Raw genomic sequence first — 18,872 nt, 5'->3', positions numbered from 1 at the left:
GCTACTTAAACATCTTTTTTAATCGATTGATTTCATCAGCAAATTTTGAGTCGGTCTTTATAAAATTTTCTACTTGTTTTACTGCATGTATAACAGTAGCATGGTCTCTGCCACCAAAGTTTCTCCCAATATCTGGTAGGCTTTTTTGCGTAAATTTTTTGGCAAAATACATAGCTATTTGTCTTGGCCTTGCAAGACTGCGAAGCCTTCTATTGGATTGCATATCTGCAACCTTTATATTGAAAAATTCAGCTACTTTCTTTTGTATTTCTTCTATTGTGACTGACCTATGATTTGACCTAAGAAGATCGATTAGGGTTTCACTAGCTGATTCTACCGTCATACTTCTTCCAATTAATGAGGTATGGGTAATCTTATTTAATGCTCCTTCTAATTCTCTTATATTAGATTTTATGTTCCTTGCTAAAAACTCTAGGACATCTTTCGGAACATACATATTCATCTGCTCCACTTTTGCCTGCAATATACCAAGCCTTAATTCAAAAGTTGTTTCATTAATATCTGCCACCAACCCCCAACCGAGTCGTGATCTTATTCTTTCTTCCACTCCATCAAGATCACTAGGAGACCTATCAGCTGATATAACCAATTGTTTATTTTGGTCTATCAATGCATTGAAAGTGTGAAAAAATTCTTCTTGTGTACTATCTTTACCACTGATAAATTGCACATCATCTACCATCAATACATCTACTGATCTAAATTGCTCTTTAAATAACATAATATCTTTGCTTCGCAGCGCTGTAATATATTGGTACATGAATTTCTCTGCTGATAAATATACTACTTTTCTTTTTTCTGATGGGGAATTGACTATGTGCCAAGCTATAGCATGCATTAGATGTGTTTTACCAAGTCCCACTCCACCATATAGAAACAAAGGATTGCTGCCTAATATTGGATCTATAGATCCTGCCACACGCTTTGCCGCCGTAAATGCTAATTCATTTGACTTTCCTACCACAAAATTATCAAAAGTGAATCTGGGATCCAGTGGTGAACCAAGATTATGATTACTTTCCTCTCTGTTTTTTAGTATAACATTAGAATTTGAATTCCTTTCCTCAATTACTTGAATATCAATAGAACATATACTTTTATCTTCGCTTTGCCATAATGATAGTATTTTTTTCATGTAATGAACTGTAATCCACTCTTTTATAAACCTTGTTGACACGGATAAAAGCACTTCCTCATTTCTGCTACTGATAAATTTTAGCGAACTCAGCCAGCTGTTATATGTTGCTTCTCCATAAAGATTATAAAGACAATTTTGGATTTTTTCCCAAGTAACATTGTGATCCGTTACTGTAATAATCTGATCAAAAAACATAGTAGAAACCTTAGGGCTAGTTAAGTTCATATACCACACCAAGAAAAAAGCAATAATTAGAAAATTATAAGACAATCAATAGCTTACTGCAAAATGAAAAGCTAATACTACTTAATACATACTAAAAATTATGGTGATTTTTGATGGGTTGTAAAGGGTATAAAAACACTAAAATTGATCATTTTTATTTCAAAGAAATGAAAAATTTGTAAATGTCGCTTGTATCGAGGATTAGAAGCGTGCTATTAAAAATAGTAATACATTATGTATAAATAAGATGTTAAATTTACTGGCAAATAAGTAAAGTATTCATATAAATATAGCTAACCTAATATAGATTTACTGAAGCAAATTTATGATTATATTAAGTAATTTGAGTTGTTATGCTGTATTCGGTATTGAACTAGAGTTTTACATTGAAAGAATAGAAAAAGAATATTTATTTCTGAATAGCATCAAAAATAAAATAGCATTTCTTGAATTTTCTTGCGAGAAGGAGAATTCTACACATCAATATGAGATAAAAAGTGGTTGTTATACGAACTCCGACAATTTAATTAAGCATTTTGAGTTAGCAAAACAATCACTTACTGAAGTAGCACAAAAACTAGGCGGGAATGTTTCTTTTAAAGCAAAGCCCTATTTGGATAGAGCAGGCAGTGCATTAAATGTGCATGTTAATCTCGTGAATTCAAATAACGATAACCTATTTTATATCAATGAGCAAAAGTACAGTGACTATCTGATTCACAGTATTGGTGGATTATGCACAATGATGAAAAAACATATGTTGTTTTTTGCTCCAAATGATGATTCATATTTAAGATTTCAGTACCCGGATATTCACACTCCAACTACGATTAGTTGGGGAGTAAATAACAGAACTGCTGCGATAAGAATTCCCTATTTTGGCAACGATTCCAAAAGATGCCGCCTAGAGCACCGTGTTCCTGGAGCAGACTGTAACCTTGAAAAAGTACTCACAGCAATAATTGAAGGTATAGTTTTTGGTATAGAGAACAAAATTGCTCCGCCAAATAGAGTGTATGGCATTGCATCTGATCCTCAATATGAGATGGAGAGTTTAATATAAACTCTAATCACGTTGGTTAACAACACCTTCCATAGTTAGCTGCTCTGGCATTCTCATTAAGTTATCACTGAAAAAAGTCCTCGGAGCCTTGGTAGGTTCTTTGATTTCTTGGTAACATCCATTCATATGCATAGGAGGGGATCGCATTAAATTCATATAGTTCGTTGCGTATTTAGTCTGACTTGTATCATCAGCCCCAGCAAGTGAGTTACCGTCAAGGTCCATATGTTTAGGTAATCCATTTTTCATTTCTTCTTCTGCTCTTTTCCTCATTATTTCTTCTAGCTCAGTTTCAGTTCTTTTTACGCGAATTCTAGATTAAGGAAGGAAGAAAGTATAGGAAATAGAAGGCTTTTTGGATTTGATGGAATAGGAAATGAGAGTAGAAAAGATATGAACCAAAAAATTAACAGGGGATCTATGGCGAGTGTGTTCAATTTCTAGTCTATTTTTTAGGTAACCAAAAACAGTCTCAATGATAGACCTTTTTCTCAGTAAAATCTTCTCATTTAGCGAAATCAATGCATTTTTCATACCTTTTTTCACCTTGGTAACAAGTTTCAAACCTCGGTCAAACAGCTTCTGAAAAAGCTCTTTTGCAATATAACCTTTGTCACCAAACAAAAGGCCGGTTAATTTTTCCGTCAGATTTGGCACAGGTATCCTATCATCAACATTGCCTTTTGTTAGCGTAAGTGAATGAATTTCACCATTTTCATTGATTACCATATGTAATTTGAAACCAAAAAACCAGCCGTAAGTACTCTTGCTTAATTTTGCAATTCCAGCAAAAACTTTGTTTTGGATATTCTTTTTGCATGACAAACTGCAATGGGAGTTGTGTCTATATATGAAATTCCAGTGTTTTCTGACTGTCCACAAAGCCAATGCAACAACATTGCTAAATGCCACAAAACCCTAGGCTTTAGAGCAACAAACCTGGTATATGAAGGCAACTTTGGAAACTCTGATTTGTAGAGCAACGTTAGGTAATGTAGATAGAAAGTTTTGAAATTTTTACACGGAGATTGTTGATATAGCAGGATTATTGTCATGATTTCGGAGTGCTCAATTTCCGTTGTTCTTGTGGGTTTTTTACCATTTGGCAGTAGTTTACCTGCAAAATTTTTCTCTATATCTCTGCAAAAATCATCGACCAAACAAAACAGTTTGTTATATCTTCCATGGTTAACCTCATCTGTTTTTTTATAACTGCTGAGTTTACCCTGTTTTCTTGCCTTTTCTATTCTCCTTTAATCCAGAATTCGCGTTATTAACTATTGCATTCCTGAACTTTTTGATTCATCATTTTCATGACAAAATTGTCTTAACTTTCTCTCTACTTTTTCTGGGTAGGGCCAATGTTTACAGACCTAAATGTTCAAGCAGCATGGGAAATGGCGCGGGGTAAGTCACTATAGATCACTCAGTAATAACCTTAAGTGTTAATAATGATAAAGAGAAATTAAGGCTAGATATCTACATAGCTGAAAAGTGCAACATATCACGCAGTAAAGCTCAAAGATTGATACAAAATGAGCAGGTAAAATTACTTGGCACACCGATAATTAGTAATGACCACATAGTAAAACCAGGTGAAGAGTATATAGTACATCTCGTTCAACCTGACATATCCACATCAATTGAGCCTAATTATGACATAAAACTTGATATCGTCTATGAAGATGAGGACATTATAGTTCTGAGTAAACAAAGTGGATTAACAGTGCACCCAGGTGCTGGAACAAACAATGATACACTCTTGAACGCAGTTATCGCTCACCTTGATATAAGACCAGGAATTGTTCATAGACTCGATAAAGATACCAGTGGGCTAATGGTAATTGCAAAAAATGAAGGAGCCCATGGGTTTTTGTCTGAATTGTTATCAAATCGTAAAATAAAGCGAGAATATTTAGCAGTAGTTTGGGGAATATTATCTTCTCAGCAAAGCACAATAAAAACTAACATTGCTCCCAAACGCGGTAATAAAGAAATGATGTGTGTAACAAAAATCACAGGCAAATTAGCAATCACTCACTATTTAGTGCAAAAAGTTATAGGACAAGTAAGCCTCGTTAAATGCACTTTAGAGACAGGCAGAACACACCAAATTCGAGTCCACATGAGCCACATAGGACATTCCATAGTTGGTGATCAAGTTTACGGAAAAAATAGTAGTAAAAGCACAAAATATGCTAAAAACTCTAGTTTTATTCGTAATTTCAATAGACAAGCACTACATGCTTATACACTGGGCTTATACCACCCAAAAAGTAAGGAATACATGGAATTTGTCTCTGATTTACCGCAAGATATAAAAACTTTAATTGGTGAGTTTGAAAATATACCTAAGAAAGGTTCACCTGATTTTTGAAGTATAAAATCAACTTATTGGTTTTGAAATTAAGATTTACTGCAACTACAATAAACGCGAATTCTGGATTAAGGAAGGAAGAAAGTATAGGAAATAGAAGGCTTTTTGGATTTGATGGAATAGGAAATGAGAGTAGAAAAGATATGAACCAAAAAATTAACAGGGGATCTATGGCGAGTGTGTTCAATTTCTAGTCTATTTTTTAGGTAACCAAAAACAGTCTCAATGATAGACCTTTTTCTCAGTAAAATCTTCTCATTTAGCGAAATCAATGCATTTTTCATACCTTTTTTCACCTTGGTAACAAGTTTCAAACCTCGGTCAAACAGCTTCTGAAAAAGCTCTTTTGCAATATAACCTTTGTCACCAAACAAAAGGCCGGTTAATTTTTCCGTCAGATTTGGCACAGGTATCCTATCATCAACATTGCCTTTTGTTAGCGTAAGTGAATGAATTTCACCATTTTCATTGATTACCATATGTAATTTGAAACCAAAAAACCAGCCGTAAGTACTCTTGCTTAATTTTGCAATTCCAGCAAAAACTTTGTTTTTGACGCGAATTCTGGATTAAAGGAGAATAGAAAAGGCAAGAAAACAGGGTAAACTCAGCAGTTATAAAAAATAGATGAGGTTAACCATGGAAGATATAACAAAACTGTTTTGTTTGGTCGATGATTTTTGCAGAGATATAGAGAAAAATTTTGCAGGTAAACTACTGCCAAATGGTAAAAAACCCACAAGAACAACGGAAATTGAGCACTCCGAAATCATGACAATAATCCTGCTATATCAACAATCTCCGTGTAAAAATTTCAAAACTTTCTATCTACATTACCTAACGTTGCTCTACAAATCAGAGTTTCCAAAGTTGCCTTCATATACCAGGTTTGTTGCTCTAAAGCCTAGGGTTTTGTGGCATTTAGCAATGTTGTTGCATTGGCTTTGTGGACAGTCAGAAAACACTGGAATTTCATATATAGACACAACTCCCATTGCAGTTTGTCATGCAAAAAGAATATCCAAAACAAAGTTTTTGCTGGAATTGCAAAATTAAGCAAGAGTACTTACGGCTGGTTTTTTGGTTTCAAATTACATATGGTAATCAATGAAAATGGTGAAATTCATTCACTTACGCTAACAAAAGGCAATGTTGATGATAGGATACCTGTGCCAAATCTGACGGAAAAATTAACCGGCCTTTTGTTTGGTGACAAAGGTTATATTGCAAAAGAGCTTTTTCAGAAGCTGTTTGACCGAGGTTTGAAACTTGTTACCAAGGTGAAAAAAGGTATGAAAAATGCATTGATTTCGCTAAATGAGAAGATTTTACTGAGAAAAAGGTCTATCATTGAGACTGTTTTTGGTTACCTAAAAAATAGACTAGAAATTGAACACACTCGCCATAGATCCCCTGTTAATTTTTTGGTTCATATCTTTTCTACTCTCATTTCCTATTCCATCAAATCCAAAAAGCCTTCTATTTCCTATACTTTCTTCCTTCCTTAATCCAGAATTCGCGTTTTTGGATATTCTTTTTGCATGACAAACTGCAATGGGAGTTGTGTCTATATATGAAATTCCAGTGTTTTCTGACTGTCCACAAAACCAATGCAACAACATTGCTAAATGCCACAAAACCCTAGGCTTTAGAGCAACAAACCTGGTATATGAAGGCAACTTTGGAAACTCTGATTTGTAGAGCAACGTTAGGTAATGTAGATAGAAAGTTTTGAAATTTTTACACGGAGATTGTTGATATAGCAGGATTATTGTCATGATTTCGGAGTGCTCAATTTCCGTTGTTCTTGTGGGTTTTTTACCATTTGGCAGTAGTTTACCTGCAAAATTTTTCTCTATATCTCTGCAAAAATCATCGACCAAACAAAACAGTTTGTTATATCTTCCATGGTTAACCTCATCTGTTTTTTTATAACTGCTGAGTTTACCCTGTTTTCTTGCCTTTTCTATTCTCCTTTAATCCAGAATTCGCGTTATAAGTACTCTTGTTATCACATTTTGGTGTTAAGTCAGGATAGAACGTAAGTATAGCATCATTCTTTCTTACAAACACTGATTGATAATTGTCATCTTCCATTTTATATAGGAACATTCCATCTCTTCCTAATTCCTTAAACGCCTTAGTTGCAGAAATTAAAATATCATCAGCATGAAGGTTATATGCATATCCATTTGAGCATTTAACTTTTATGATAAAGGGGCTGGCAAAATGTGTCAAGTAAGTTTTTTCGTTTCTGCGGGCTACCTGGTTTTCCTACTGAAATTTTGAAAAATGTAATCTACTTCTATATTCAAATATATCAAGCAGTAATTCAAAATCAGCCATTGCGCCTTTTGCGTTATTATACGCAAGATTGAGCAGCTCTCTGTCCTGATATAAATCAGCAAATTTAAATTCCATACATCCTGATTGTTTTGTGCCTAAAATATCTCCACTGCCCCTTAGCATCATGTCCCTTTCAGCAATGTAAAATCCGTCCTGTGACTCACATATGATCTTTAACTTTGAAGATGAGCTTTTACTTAAATTATCGTATAATAATACACAAAAAGATGGCTTGTTTCCTCGTCCTACTCTGCCTCTTAATTGGTGTAATTGCGATAACCCAAATTGCTCTGCATTTTCTATAATCATAATGGTTGCATCTGGTACATCTATACCAACTTCTATCACAGTGGTTGCAACAAGCAGAGAAAATTCATTTCTTTTGAAGGAAAACATAACTTGATCTTTCTGCTCCTGAGTCAATTTTCCGTGTATTATGCTAACTTTATCAAAAAATGTTTTTTGTAATTCCTGAAAACGCATCTCTGCTGCTGCAATATTGGTCTCTTCGTTTTCTTCTATGTATGGACAAATCCAATATGCTTTTTCGCCCCTGTTTATAGCACCTTTTAGCTTTTCAATAACATCTGGCACCCTACTAATGTTCATAGTTACAGTTTTTATTGGCAATCTGGATTTTGGTTTTTCTTTCAAAATTGAACATTCAACGTCACCATACATAGCTTGCTGCAAGGTTCTTGGAATGGGAGTTGCAGTAACGAAAAGTATATCGGCATTTTCTCCTTTTCCTACCAAGCGATTTCTCTGCATCACTCCAAATCGCTGTTGCTCGTCTATGACTGCAAGCCCTAAATTTTTAAATGTAACGTTAGCTTGAAATAGTGCATGAGTGCCAATTACTATATTTAAAACACCACTTGCAAGTTCGTTCATGATAATCTTTCTTTCCTTGCGCGAAGTTTTACCAGTAAGCAGCGCAACTTTTATATCGGTACAGGATAAAACTTCCTCAATCCAATTATAATGTTGCTCCGCCAAGATAGTAGTCGGTGCCATTAGAGCTGCCTGCATGTTGTTTTCTACCACATTTAGCATCGCAAAAAGTGCAACTACGGTTTTGCCACTACCAACATCACCTTGCAGCAAGTTTATCATGCGGTACTTGGATTTTTGCCTCTCTGAAATTTCATCTATTGCACGAATTTGATCGTTTGTTAATTGAAACGATAATTCATTTAAAACTTGCTCTTTATATTTACTCAATACTATAAATTCTCTTCCCCTTTCTTTTACATGATTTTCTCTTGCAAGTTTCAGTGCTAGCTGATACGCAAACAATTCATCATAAGCAAGCCTTTTTCTACAAACCTCGGCTTCCGCCAATGAGCTTGGTCTGTGCAACTTTATGATGCTTTCCCTCCAACTTAGCCATTTTTTTTGCTTGATTAATGTATCATCTATCCACTCTGGCAAATCAGGCAATTCTTTCAGGTTAGAGCTTATTATGTTCCCAATGCTCTTATTAGTAATGCCACGGCATAATTGATAGACTGGCTCTATGCGAGCTATTTCTTTAAATTGGTTGATGTCAAGCGACACGTAATCTGGGTGAGTAATCTGCCAATGTTCAGCAAACTTTTCGAGTTTACCACTGATGATTACAGAAGCTCCAATTGGAAATAGTTTATATAAATACTTAACTGAGTAATTAAAAAAGACTATGAATATATACTGACTCTCACTTTCAACGACTATTTTATATGGTCTACCTCTCAAAGTGGGAGGCTGATGTTCATAAACTTTTGCCATGAAAGTTGTAAATTCTCCAACTTGAGCATCAGATAGCGACTTACTTCTGTCTACATAACTAAGTGGCCTATAAAATAGCAGGTCCACCACTTTGTCCCCAACACAAAGTTTAGGCAATATTGTGGAATGAAATTTAGGTATATTCTCCAGCCTGCTATTTAGAAAAATCTGATTGCTCATTGAGATTCATACATGTGTAAAACTGTTATAGAGCCTTTTTAAAATCTTGTCACCTTATGGTCAAGCCATGCACTGTTTGCTATCATAGAACTTGCGTTTACATAAAATATTTATTGACTTATTAATCATTTTTATGTATTATTATACTATCTACGCGAATTCTGGATTAAAGGAGAATAGAAAAGGCAAGAAAACAGGGTAAACTCAGCAGTTATAAAAAAACAGATGAGGTTAACCATGGAAGATATAACAAACTGTTTTGTTTGGTCGATGATTTTTGCAGAGATATAGAGAAAAATTTTGCAGGTAAACTACTGCCAAATGGTAAAAAACCCACAAGAACAATGGAAATTGAGCACTCCGAAATCATGACAATAATCCTGCTATATCAACAATCTCCGTGTAAAAATTTCAAAACTTTCTATCTACATTACCTAACGTTGCTCTACAAATCAGAGTTTCCAAAGTTGCCTTCATATACCAGGTTTGTTGCTCTAAAGCCTAGGGTTTTGTGGCATTTAGCAATGTTGTTGCATTGGCTTTGTGGACAGTCAGAAAACACTGGAATTTCATATATAGACACAACTCCCATTGCAGTTTGTCATGCAAAAAGAATATCCAAAAACAAAGTTTTTGCTGGAATTGCAAAATTAAGCAAGAGTACTTACGGCTGGTTTTTTGGTTTCAAATTACATATGGTAATCAATGAAAATGGTGAAATTCATTCACTTACGCTAACAAAAGGCAATGTTGATGATAGGATACCTGTGCCAAATCTGACGGAAAAATTAACCGGCCTTTTGTTTGGTGACAAAGGTTATATTGCAAAAGAGCTTTTTCAGAAGCTGTTTGACCGAGGTTTGAAACTTGTTACCAAGGTGAAAAAAGGTATGAAAAATGCATTGATTTCGCTAAATGAGAAGATTTTACTGAGAAAAAGGTCTATCATTGAGACTGTTTTTGGTTACCTAAAAAATAGACTAGAAATTGAACACACTCGCCATAGATCCCCTGTTAATTTTTTGGTTCATATCTTTTCTACTCTCATTTCCTATTCCATCAAATCCAAAAAGCCTTCTATTTCCTATACTTTCTTCCTTCCTTAATCCAGAATTCGCGTTATAACCTTTGTCACCAAACAAAAGGCCGGTTAATTTTTCCGTCAGATTTGGCACAGGTATCCTATCATCAACATTGCCTTTTGTTAGCGTAAGTGAATGAATTTCACCATTTTCATTGATTACCATATGTAATTTGAAACCAAAAAACCAGCCGTAAGTACTCTTGCTTAATTTTGCAATTCCAGCAAAAACTTTGTTTTTGGATATTCTTTTTGCATGACAAACTGCAATGGGAGTTGTGTCTATATATGAAATTCCAGTGTTTTCTGACTGTCCACAAAGCCAATGCAACAACATTGCTAAATGCCACAAAACCCTAGGCTTTAGAGCAACAAACCTGGTATATGAAGGCAACTTTGGAAACTCTGATTTGTAGAGCAACGTTAGGTAATGTAGATAGAAAGTTTTGAAATTTTTACACGGAGATTGTTGATATAGCAGGATTATTGTCATGATTTCGGAGTGCTCAATTTCCGTTGTTCTTGTGGGTTTTTTACCATTTGGCAGTAGTTTACCTGCAAAATTTTTCTCTATATCTCTGCAAAAATCATCGACCAAACAAAACAGTTTGTTATATCTTCCATGGTTAACCTCATCTGTTTTTTTATAACTGCTGAGTTTACCCTGTTTTCTTGCCTTTTCTATTCTCCTTTAATCCAGAATTCGCGTTTTAAGAATAGTAATTTGTTATTTGTATTAATAAACTTAATTCTATTGAAAATAGCTAAAGCATTGAAATTCTTGAATTTTAGCCGGATTAGTGAGTGGTAGTGAAATTTCTTTTACTCAAATTTAGGTATTCACTGACCGTTCTTGTTATAAATACCAGAATAATAAGCTACTGATATTCTCTATCTTTTTTATCTTTAATCCATCATAGCTAGCAATGCAACAAAGCTATTCCAGTGTCAGCTACTTAGATGACAAAAAAAGTGAACAAAATTTCCTGATTTATTTATACCTACACTTTGGAACCTTACAAATATTGAGCAAATCCAATAATATCCTTGATTTCTTTTATATTATGGGTTGCAATTTCTGCTGCTTTCTTTGTGCCTTTTTTTAATATTTCATGTAAATGGAATTGGTCTTTTAAAAGATCATTCATCCCCTCACGTATGGGTGACATAACACTGATAATTAAATCAGCTAACTCTTTTTTGAAGTGTTTCATGTCATGTTTGTTCACTTCTTCACACACTTTTTCCACATTTAAATTACTAAGCACTGAATAAATGTTTATCAAATTGCTTATTTCTGGTCGGCACTCTAAAGTAGCAAAATCAAAGCCTAGAATTGAATCTGTTTTTGCTTTTTCTATTTTTTTAACAATTAAGTCATCTGTATCATCAAGGTTAATGCACGAATGTTCTGAAGGGTCAGATTTACTCATCTTGCTTGTACCATCTCTTAAGCTCATTATCCTTGATGTGCAATCCAAAGTTAAGATTTCAGGTACGATGAAATAATCCAGTTTATAATGATTGTTAAAAGCTGATGCAATATCACGTGCAAGCTCCAAATGCTGTTTTTGATCATCACCAACAGGAACGTATTTAGTTTGATACAACAATATATCTGCAGCCATAAGTACTGGATAACTATATAATCCAAGAGAGGCTTTTTGTTTATCGCTGCCAGCTTTATCTTTAAATTGAGTCATGCGATTAAGCCAACCAATTGGTGTATAGCACCCAAGCAGCCAGCCCAGTTCTGCATGACTACTAACTGTGGACTGATTAAAAATAATGGACTTTTCTGGATCTATTCCACATGCAATATAAGCTGCTGCTGTTTTGAAAATATTACTTTTTAATTCACTTGCGGGAAGCTTATTTGCTGTGATTGCATGTAGGTCGACAATACAAAAAAGAGATTTGTATTTATCCTGTAAGTCTATCCACTGTTTGATTGCACCAAGATAATTACCTAAATGTAGTACGCCACTTGGCTGGATACCTGAAAAGACAATACTTGTCATTACACATGTACCTTATGCGTTTTGCTAATCGTTTCCACAATCAGCAAGAAATAATAACCATTGCAGGGCGGAGCAACCTATTTTTGATAGTATAACCAGTTTGTAATACTTCTATAATAGTGCCAGGCTCTTTTTCATCGTCCTCTCTTTCCACAACGGCTTGGTGTAAATTACTGTCAAAAAGCTCACCAAGTGGGTCTACTTCTTCTATTTCATGTTTTTTTAGATCATTTATAATTTTTTGATGCGCTACTTTGATTCCTTCATGAACAGGATCACCGTCTTTCAAAATTTCTATTACTTTTTTTAAATTGTCGCACGAGTCGATCATATCACGTGCAAACTTTGTGACTGCGTAGTCACTTGCATCGCTAATTTGCTTTTGCATTATACGTTTGACGTTTTCATTATCTGCAACAGCACGGCGTAAATGATCTTCAAGCTGAGCTGCACGTTCTTTTAATGTATTGAGATCTTCATTTAAATCATCAGTTTGCTTATGGTTATCACTTTGTTGGTCGTCACCTTTCTGCCCACTTACCATATCGGTAAACTTCTTCTTTTTCTCTTTACTGCTGTCTGACATATTATTACCCTTAAGAATCTAATAAATATATAGCAATTAATCTGAAAATATCAAGCGCTAGCTACATTCGTCTTTCTATGCTCGCATTTAAAAAGTCAATTAAAGTAGTTTTATAAAAAGAATCAGAAAAAGTACTAATATTATTTAGCGCCATATTAATGTAGTGTCTAGCTTTTTCCATAGAAAGCTGAATGGCATTATGGTGATTAATATAGTGTAATGCTTGGTCAAAATTGTCTCTAGCTGAAGAAAAGCATTTTTCCCAGAATTTTTGCTCTGCTGGACTGCCCTTTTCGTATGCTATAATAGCAGGTAAGGTGACTTTACCTTCGAAAAAGTCTTTTCCGACTTGTTTTCCAGAAGTGCCTTGATTAGCAGTATAATCGAGCATATCATCAACTATTTGAAATGCCATACCAAAATTAAAACCAAAATTCTTTAGCCTCTCTGTTTCGTCATTTGTTGCACCAGATACTGTAGATGCAGCTTCACAGCATGCAGAAAATAAAGATGCTGTCTTTTCTCCAATGATATCAAAATAATTTTCCCTGACTGTGTGGGGATCAAAACGTGTTGTCATCTGCTTTATTTCACCCTTCACAAGTAAATGCGATGCTTTAGATAAAATAGAGAGAATATTTAAATTTCCACACTTTATAAGCCATCTAAATGCTAGAGTCAACAATAGATCACCAACTAAAATGCTTGATTTATTTCCCCAAATCTTATTCGCTGTTTTAACTCCATGGCGTGCCTCACTTTCATCGAGCACATCATCATGAAGTAAAGTAGCATTGTGTATAAACTCTACCGATGCAGCAACGTTGATCCTATTCTCCCCAGAATAGTTTAGCATTTTACATATAATAAAAACTAGTTTAGGCCTTATTTTTTTTCCACCTGACCTAACAAGATGAGATATAATATCAGTAGCAAGCTTAGCATCTTCATCATTGACATTTTTGAAGATAAAGTCCTTCATAGCTGATAAATCAGAAGATACGACATCGTCTAATTTATCGCTGTTTGTTAAATCAGTATTTAGCATTTTAAGAGACTTATGCCTCTTGCCCTTGTGCTTTCTCGTTCTCTGCTTTCTTCTTTTCTGTTTTCTTTGGTTCTGTTTCTAAAGTTACTATGCCTTTTTTAATGAACCATAGTACTCTTTCAGTTGCTTGCGCGCCTACGCTTAGCCAATGTTTTAATCTATCAGCCTTCACCACAACACGATTTTTATTGTCTTTTGGTAACATTGGATCATATTGTCCTATTTTCTCAATAAAACGCCCATCTCTTGGTGCTCGTGAATCAGCTACAACTATCCTATAAAAAGGGCGTTTCTTTGCGCCAAACCTTGCCAACCTTATTTTAACTGCCATGTTAACCTTTATTCATATATTAGTCACAATTTTATACAATGAGCCGTTTTAAGTCAAATGAATTATACAACTTTTGCACCTTATAACGCGAATTCTGGATTAAGGAAGGAAGAAAGTATGGGAAATAGAAGGCTTTTTGGATTTGATGGAATAGGAAATGAGAGTAGAAAAGATATGAACCAAAAAATTAACAGGGGATCTATGGCGAGTGTGTTCAATTTCTAGTCTATTTTTTAGGTAACCAAAAACAGTCTCAATGATAGACCTTTTTCTCAGTAAAATCTTCTCATTTAGCGAAATCAATGCATTTTTCATACCTTTTTTCACCTTGGTAACAAGTTTCAAACCTCGGTCAAACAGCTTCTGAAAAAGCTCTTTTGCAATATAACCTTTGTCACCAAACAAAAGGCCGGTTAATTTTTCCGTCAGATTTGGCACAGGTATCCTATCATCAACATTGCCTTTTGTTAACGCGAATTCTGGATTAAAGGAGAATAGAAAAGGCAAGAAAACAGGGTAAACTCAGCAGTTATAAAAAAACAGATGAGGTTAACCATGGAAGATATAACAAACTGTTTTGTTTGGTCGATGATTTTTGCAGAGATATAGAGAAAAATTTTGCAGGTAAACTACTGCCAAATGGTAAAAAACCCACAAGAACAACGGAAATTGAGCACTCCGAAATCATGACAATAATCCTGCTATATCAACAATCTCCGTGTAAAAATTTCAAAACTTTCTATCTACATTACCTAACGTTGCTCTACAAATCAGAGTTTCCAAAGTTGCCTTCATATACCAGGTTTGTTGCTCTAAAGCCTAGGGTTTTGTGGCATTTAGCAATGTTGTTGCATTGGCTTTGTGGACAGTCAGAAAACACTGGAATTTCATATATAGACACAACTCCCATTGCAGTTTGTCATGCAAAAAGAATATCCAAAACAAAGTTTTTGCTGGAATTGCAAAATTAAGCAAGAGTACTTACGGCTGGTTTTTTGGTTTCAAATTACATATGGTAATCAATGAAAATGGTGAAATTCATTCACTTACGCTAACAAAAGGCAATGTTGATGATAGGATACCTGTGCCAAATCTGACGGAAAAATTAACCGGCCTTTTGTTTGGTGACAAAGGTTATATTGCAAAAGAGCTTTTTCAGAAGCTGTTTGACCGAGGTTTGAAACTTGTTACCAAGGTGAAAAAAGGTATGAAAAATGCATTGATTTCGCTAAATGAGAAGATTTTACTGAGAAAAAGGTCTATCATTGAGACTGTTTTTGGTTACCTAAAAAATAGACTAGAAATTGAACACACTCGCCATAGATCCCCTGTTAATTTTTTGGTTCATATCTTTTCTACTCTCATTTCCTATTCCATCAAATCCAAAAAGCCTTCTATTTCCTATACTTTCTTCCTTCCTTAATCCAGAATTCGCGTGTAGAGCAACGTTAGGTAATGTAGATAGAAAGTTTTGAAATTTTTACACGGAGATTGTTGATATAGCAGGATTATTGTCATGATTTCGGAGTGCTCAATTTCCGTTGTTCTTGTGGGTTTTTTACCATTTGGCAGTAGTTTACCTGCAAAATTTTTCTCTATATCTCTGCAAAAATCATCGACCAAACAAAACAGTTTGTTATATCTTCCATGGTTAACCTCATCTGTTTTTTTATAACTGCTGAGTTTACCCTGTTTTCTTGCCTTTTCTATTCTCCTTTAATCCAGAATTCGCGTTTATAATATAATTACCAATAATGTAGGGTGTCATTCCAGCACCGGGCACTGGAATCTAGTTTGCATCATGCAGCCACTTAGTAAGTTTCTGGGTCCAAGTTCGGAGCACTGGATGCGTTTGAGGTAAAACAGGTTCTTATAAGGATTTAATTCTTATCTGGCTATATATCATCAAGTATAGCGTGATTAACTTCGACTTTATACTTTGATTCCAGATAGCTAATTAATTGCTCTTTTAGCGATATCATCACACGTTTTCCGGTGTCAAGCGTGTTTAATTTACCATTTGATGAATGCATTTCTTTTAGAACACCTATTATAATTTCATTATTGTATTGAATAGGGTCTGTCACTGAACCAGTTGTTTTCATATTGAAAATCTCTTCTACAAAAGAAAAGGGGTAGTTTTGTTGATCCACTTCATTGCGGTGCATCTGCTGACCTTTAACTAATTCCACACCTTGAATTTCTTCCAAATCTGTTTTTTCTCTTAGTTGAACTGCAACCTCTTGCCCAATTTTAAACATTCTTTCTTTTATAAACTCACTACACCAAAGCTCTACCGCTAATGCCCTGCCTTCTTCAAAACTTTGCAATTTGGGTGGAACGATATCAATGATTTTTACACTAACAACAGCGTCCCCAACGCCCTTAAAATAACCTTTCTGCTCCTTTTCTCGCGAAAAAATGAAAGAAATCAAATCACTAGAATCTCCTACGTTATTACCGTTTTGATCTTTTCCATTCGCATCTACTGGACCAATAGTTTGTATAGGTAAATTATATTCACTCAATATTTCTTCAATTGTTGAACCATTGTATATCTTATAGTTCACTTGGTTTATGAAATCATTGACTCTTTCAAAAGACTTTTGGTTAGTTAAAACTGACTTTATATCTTTTTTTAAATCAGCTAAGTCTTCATCAGAGATTTGATGCGCCCCTTCCACTTTTATTATGTGCCAACCAAAACTGCTTGCTAAAACTTCACTTACTTCACCTACTTTGAGAGCAAATACCTTTTCCCTCACATCTTCTGGTAAAAAATCCTTAGTTATATTATTTACTCTAGTTTCCTCAAGCTCTGCTTTGCCAGACTCTTCTACTATCTGTTCAAAGCTTGTTTTACCCTCCTCAAATGCTCTTCTTGCTGTCTCAGCTTCTTCTTTGGTAGAAAATATTACATTGAATATATCTCTTTGATCTTTTAGTTCCTGTTGTTCTATTATACCATCAACTTCTTCATCTGAGATCTTGATTTGATCTTCAAAATACTTTTGGCCTAAGGAAATATATTGTGCAGTTCGATACTCAGGATAATAAAAATGGGATTTATTTCTTTCGTACAAATCAAGTAAGGCTTGATCATCTGGTTCAGGAATGTTTGTAACTGCATCTTCAGTTATTTTAACAATATCCACTACTCTAGTTTGGTAGCGACTTTTGTATATCTGCTCATCAACTCTCTCGCCAAAAGTTACCGGATAATTATCTTTAAATAACGAAGTCATGAACATCATTGCAGGCAGGACTTTCTCTAGCTTTGCTATATACTCTTTCTCTGTCATATGCAGGTCATTTAGCGTTTCATGGAATTTATTTTTGTCAAATTCGCCTTTATCATTCTGAAAGTACTTGGTGTTTTTAATATGGTTTTTTATAGACTCTTCTCCAACTGTCAACCCCAGCTCACTAATTAGGTTAAACAATAGTTTTTGCTCTATAAGTGCGTTAAGCAAATCATATTTCAGCTTTTTTACTTGTTCTCTACTCGCATCAGATCCAGAAATTTGCTTTTCATAATTTTGATATAGTGATTTATACTCATCTGACGTTATAACTTCTTTTCCAACCCTAGCTACCTCTTCTTTTTCATCATCACCTGATAAAAGGTTGCCAATTCCCATGAAGATTAACAAGCAAGCTAAAAGGACAACGGTTACTTTAGTGAAAAAATTTTTAACATTCATTTTAAACTCAGTTAATTAATGGTTAATTATAGAATAGTGATAATTTAATGCTTGTAAACCTGTTGCTTTATTAGCTAATATATATAATATTACAATATATTAACTTAAAATTTAACTCTCTAATCTTAAATAGAAACATATATTTAACTGAGTTATACTATACCTTAAGAAGGGGAAATATTTTGTTTGAAATATGTTTAAAGGTAAGCGCATTTAATTAACTTCAGAGGTAGGAAGTGACAAACAAAAGTTATTGAATGACAAAATTAATGCTTTTTTAGTTTTAATAGTTTATATTTTAGCTCTGTATAACAGTAAGGGATACTTTAAATGGGAGATGCTTTTTTGATGTCAATGGAATCTTCTAAGGGCAATAACGATAGAAATAAACAGTTTCTAATGCAAATAGCTGCTTGGTTAGTAGACAACACTGGTTTAACTTTTAATCAAATAGCACAATGCTGCAGGTTGGCCCTTGAAGAAGTACAAGACATAGCTGATGAGGAAATAGAAGTTGAAAAATATAACCCTATTATTTCTGGGATAATTACTGAAAAAGAAATCGATGATTGCAAAAAAAATCCAAATCGTGTACCAAATTTGATTATAAAAAATATAAAAAAAAGGAGTAAGGCGATTGGTAACATTCTTGGCTTTGCTTCTACGGCAAGGCGTAGAGATAAACCTGATGCGATTTATTATCTAGTAAAAAAATTTCCTATCTTGGACAATAACGTTATAGCTAAATTAATTAGTACAACAAATTACACAGTTGAGCAGATAAGAGATGGATCTCATCATAACATGCAAAATATAAAACCCCAAGATCCTGTACTACTTGGCTTATGTAGCCAAGAAAATTTAGAAGCAGAAGTGGAAAAAGCAAAAGTAGAAGAAGAGAAGCAAGAAAGGTTAAAAAATATAAAGAATAGCTATTGAAAATCCTCAAATTTTTGTGCTTTGTTAACATTAAATTAACTT

At 34.3% G+C, this 18,872-nt stretch carries 14 protein-coding genes and 8 pseudogenes; 8 read left to right on the top strand and 14 right to left on the bottom strand.

All coding sequences use genetic code 11. From position 1 onward, the window contains the following. Window position 1: 1 nt before the first annotated feature. Window positions 2-1,384, bottom strand: a complete 1,383-nt coding sequence (gene dnaA / locus AAGD95_RS03110; protein WP_341818803.1) for a chromosomal replication initiator protein DnaA — start codon at window positions 1,382-1,384, stop codon at window positions 2-4. A 325-nt stretch (window positions 1,385-1,709) separates the two neighbouring features. Between dnaA and AAGD95_RS03105 the strand changes: the two genes are divergently transcribed. Next, window positions 1,710-2,447, top strand: a complete 738-nt coding sequence (locus AAGD95_RS03105) for a glutamine synthetase (RefSeq protein WP_341818802.1) — start codon at window positions 1,710-1,712, stop codon at window positions 2,445-2,447. Between the two features lie 3 nt (window positions 2,448-2,450). Here the strand turns inward: AAGD95_RS03105 and AAGD95_RS03100 are convergent, their stop codons facing one another. Both AAGD95_RS03100 and AAGD95_RS03095 read right to left on the bottom strand, forming a co-directional pair. Beyond that, entirely contained in the window at window positions 2,451-2,696 is a 246-nt protein-coding gene (locus AAGD95_RS03100; protein WP_341818801.1) for a hypothetical protein, read from the bottom strand. A 69-nt stretch (window positions 2,697-2,765) separates the two neighbouring features. Continuing rightward, window positions 2,766-3,616: pseudogene (locus AAGD95_RS03095) on the bottom strand (IS982 family transposase). 314 nt (window positions 3,617-3,930) lie between these two features. Between AAGD95_RS03095 and AAGD95_RS03090 the strand changes: the two are divergent. Further along, a complete protein-coding gene (locus AAGD95_RS03090) occupies window positions 3,931-4,824 on the top strand; it encodes an RluA family pseudouridine synthase (RefSeq protein WP_341818815.1) in 894 nt (297 codons plus the stop codon). 68 nt (window positions 4,825-4,892) lie between these two features. On the opposite strand, the pseudogene AAGD95_RS03085 reads toward AAGD95_RS03090, so the two are convergent. Beyond that, window positions 4,893-5,378, bottom strand: a pseudogene (locus AAGD95_RS03085) (IS982 family transposase); the annotation flags it as partial. Window positions 5,379-5,463: 85 nt separating this feature from the next. On the opposite strand from AAGD95_RS03085, the pseudogene AAGD95_RS03080 reads away from it, so the two are divergent. Continuing rightward, window positions 5,464-6,332: pseudogene (locus tag AAGD95_RS03080) on the top strand (IS982 family transposase). A gap of 12 nt (window positions 6,333-6,344) precedes the next feature. Here the strand turns inward: AAGD95_RS03080 and AAGD95_RS03075 are convergent. Then, window positions 6,345-6,716, bottom strand: a pseudogene (locus AAGD95_RS03075) (IS982 family transposase); the annotation flags it as partial. A 15-nt stretch (window positions 6,717-6,731) separates the two neighbouring features. Between AAGD95_RS03075 and AAGD95_RS03070 the strand changes: the two are divergent. Beyond that, window positions 6,732-6,869, top strand: a complete 138-nt coding sequence (locus tag AAGD95_RS03070) for a hypothetical protein (RefSeq protein WP_341818800.1) — start codon at window positions 6,732-6,734, stop codon at window positions 6,867-6,869. A gap of 229 nt (window positions 6,870-7,098) precedes the next feature. On the opposite strand, the gene recG is transcribed toward AAGD95_RS03070, so the two are convergent. Beyond that, window positions 7,099-9,120, bottom strand: coding sequence for an ATP-dependent DNA helicase RecG (gene recG / locus AAGD95_RS03065; RefSeq protein WP_410542085.1), 2,022 nt, complete (start codon window positions 9,118-9,120; stop codon window positions 7,099-7,101). 254 nt (window positions 9,121-9,374) lie between these two features. Between recG and AAGD95_RS03060 the strand changes: the two genes are divergently transcribed. Next, window positions 9,375-10,226 (top strand): IS982 family transposase, encoded by an 852-nt coding sequence (locus tag AAGD95_RS03060; RefSeq protein ID WP_410542089.1) that lies wholly within the window; start codon window positions 9,375-9,377, stop codon window positions 10,224-10,226. A gap of 15 nt (window positions 10,227-10,241) precedes the next feature. On the opposite strand, the pseudogene AAGD95_RS03055 reads toward AAGD95_RS03060, so the two are convergent. Next, window positions 10,242-10,808: pseudogene (locus tag AAGD95_RS03055) on the bottom strand (IS982 family transposase); the annotation flags it as partial. A gap of 15 nt (window positions 10,809-10,823) precedes the next feature. Here AAGD95_RS03055 and AAGD95_RS03050 point away from each other — a divergent pair. Continuing rightward, window positions 10,824-11,012, top strand: coding sequence for a hypothetical protein (locus AAGD95_RS03050; protein ID WP_341818798.1), 189 nt, complete (start codon window positions 10,824-10,826; stop codon window positions 11,010-11,012). 205 nt (window positions 11,013-11,217) lie between these two features. Here AAGD95_RS03050 and trpS read toward each other — a convergent pair whose 3' ends face one another. The 5 genes and pseudogenes from trpS to AAGD95_RS03025 all read right to left on the bottom strand — a co-directional run. Next, entirely contained in the window at window positions 11,218-12,222 is a 1,005-nt protein-coding gene (gene trpS / locus AAGD95_RS03045; RefSeq protein ID WP_341818797.1) for a tryptophan--tRNA ligase, read from the bottom strand. A gap of 40 nt (window positions 12,223-12,262) precedes the next feature. Beyond that, window positions 12,263-12,808: a nucleotide exchange factor GrpE gene (locus AAGD95_RS03040; RefSeq protein ID WP_320157462.1), complete on the bottom strand. Its 546-nt coding sequence runs from the start codon at window positions 12,806-12,808 to the stop codon at window positions 12,263-12,265. Window positions 12,809-12,869: 61 nt separating this feature from the next. Beyond that, window positions 12,870-13,856 carry a polyprenyl synthetase family protein gene (locus AAGD95_RS03035; protein WP_341818796.1) on the bottom strand — a complete coding sequence of 329 codons (987 nt, stop codon included), beginning with the start codon at window positions 13,854-13,856 and terminating at the stop codon, window positions 12,870-12,872. Window positions 13,857-13,866: 10 nt separating this feature from the next. Next, entirely contained in the window at window positions 13,867-14,187 is a 321-nt protein-coding gene (rpsP, locus tag AAGD95_RS03030) for a 30S ribosomal protein S16 (RefSeq protein ID WP_341818795.1), read from the bottom strand. A gap of 99 nt (window positions 14,188-14,286) precedes the next feature. After that, window positions 14,287-14,658 (bottom strand): annotated as a pseudogene (locus AAGD95_RS03025) (transposase); the annotation flags it as partial. Window positions 14,659-14,759: 101 nt separating this feature from the next. Between AAGD95_RS03025 and AAGD95_RS03020 the strand changes: the two are divergent. Next, a pseudogene (locus AAGD95_RS03020) lies at window positions 14,760-15,610 on the top strand (IS982 family transposase). Between the two features lie 14 nt (window positions 15,611-15,624). On the opposite strand, the pseudogene AAGD95_RS03015 reads toward AAGD95_RS03020, so the two are convergent. Further along, a pseudogene (locus tag AAGD95_RS03015) lies at window positions 15,625-15,819 on the bottom strand (IS982 family transposase); the annotation flags it as partial. Window positions 15,820-16,082: 263 nt separating this feature from the next. Next, window positions 16,083-17,891, bottom strand: a complete 1,809-nt coding sequence (locus tag AAGD95_RS03010) for a peptidylprolyl isomerase (protein ID WP_341818794.1) — start codon at window positions 17,889-17,891, stop codon at window positions 16,083-16,085. 330 nt (window positions 17,892-18,221) lie between these two features. Between AAGD95_RS03010 and AAGD95_RS03005 the strand changes: the two genes are divergently transcribed. Then, window positions 18,222-18,830, top strand: a complete 609-nt coding sequence (locus AAGD95_RS03005; RefSeq protein WP_265026455.1) for a cell cycle transcriptional regulator TrcR — start codon at window positions 18,222-18,224, stop codon at window positions 18,828-18,830. The last annotated feature ends 42 nt before the right edge of the window (window positions 18,831-18,872 follow it).

Origin of the sequence: Wolbachia endosymbiont (group B) of Ennomos erosarius (assembly GCF_964026905.1) — a bacterium.
Taxonomy (GTDB): Bacteria; Pseudomonadota; Alphaproteobacteria; order Rickettsiales; family Anaplasmataceae; genus Wolbachia.
This window is presented reverse-complemented; position numbering and strand designations above follow the sequence as displayed.

Excerpts from the sequence above, each read along its gene's own strand:
- dnaA (WP_341818803.1), bottom strand. The coding sequence starts at position 1,384 with ATGAACTTAACTAGCCCTAAGGTTTCTACTATGTTTTTTGATCAGATT.
- AAGD95_RS03105 (WP_341818802.1), top strand. The coding sequence starts at position 1,710 with ATGATTATATTAAGTAATTTGAGTTGTTATGCTGTATTCGGTATTGAA.
- AAGD95_RS03100 (WP_341818801.1), bottom strand. The coding sequence starts at position 2,696 with ATGAAAAATGGATTACCTAAACATATGGACCTTGACGGTAACTCACTT.
- AAGD95_RS03070 (WP_341818800.1), top strand. The coding sequence starts at position 6,732 with ATGGTTAACCTCATCTGTTTTTTTATAACTGCTGAGTTTACCCTGTTT.
- recG (WP_410542085.1), bottom strand. The coding sequence starts at position 9,120 with ATGAGCAATCAGATTTTTCTAAATAGCAGGCTGGAGAATATACCTAAA.
- AAGD95_RS03050 (WP_341818798.1), top strand. The coding sequence starts at position 10,824 with ATGGTTAACCTCATCTGTTTTTTTATAACTGCTGAGTTTACCCTGTTT.
- trpS (WP_341818797.1), bottom strand. The coding sequence starts at position 12,222 with ATGACAAGTATTGTCTTTTCAGGTATCCAGCCAAGTGGCGTACTACAT.
- AAGD95_RS03040 (WP_320157462.1), bottom strand. The coding sequence starts at position 12,808 with ATGTCAGACAGCAGTAAAGAGAAAAAGAAGAAGTTTACCGATATGGTA.
- AAGD95_RS03035 (WP_341818796.1), bottom strand. The coding sequence starts at position 13,856 with ATGCTAAATACTGATTTAACAAACAGCGATAAATTAGACGATGTCGTA.
- rpsP (WP_341818795.1), bottom strand. The coding sequence starts at position 14,187 with ATGGCAGTTAAAATAAGGTTGGCAAGGTTTGGCGCAAAGAAACGCCCT.
- AAGD95_RS03010 (WP_341818794.1), bottom strand. The coding sequence starts at position 17,891 with ATGAATGTTAAAAATTTTTTCACTAAAGTAACCGTTGTCCTTTTAGCT.
- AAGD95_RS03005 (WP_265026455.1), top strand. The coding sequence starts at position 18,222 with ATGGGAGATGCTTTTTTGATGTCAATGGAATCTTCTAAGGGCAATAAC.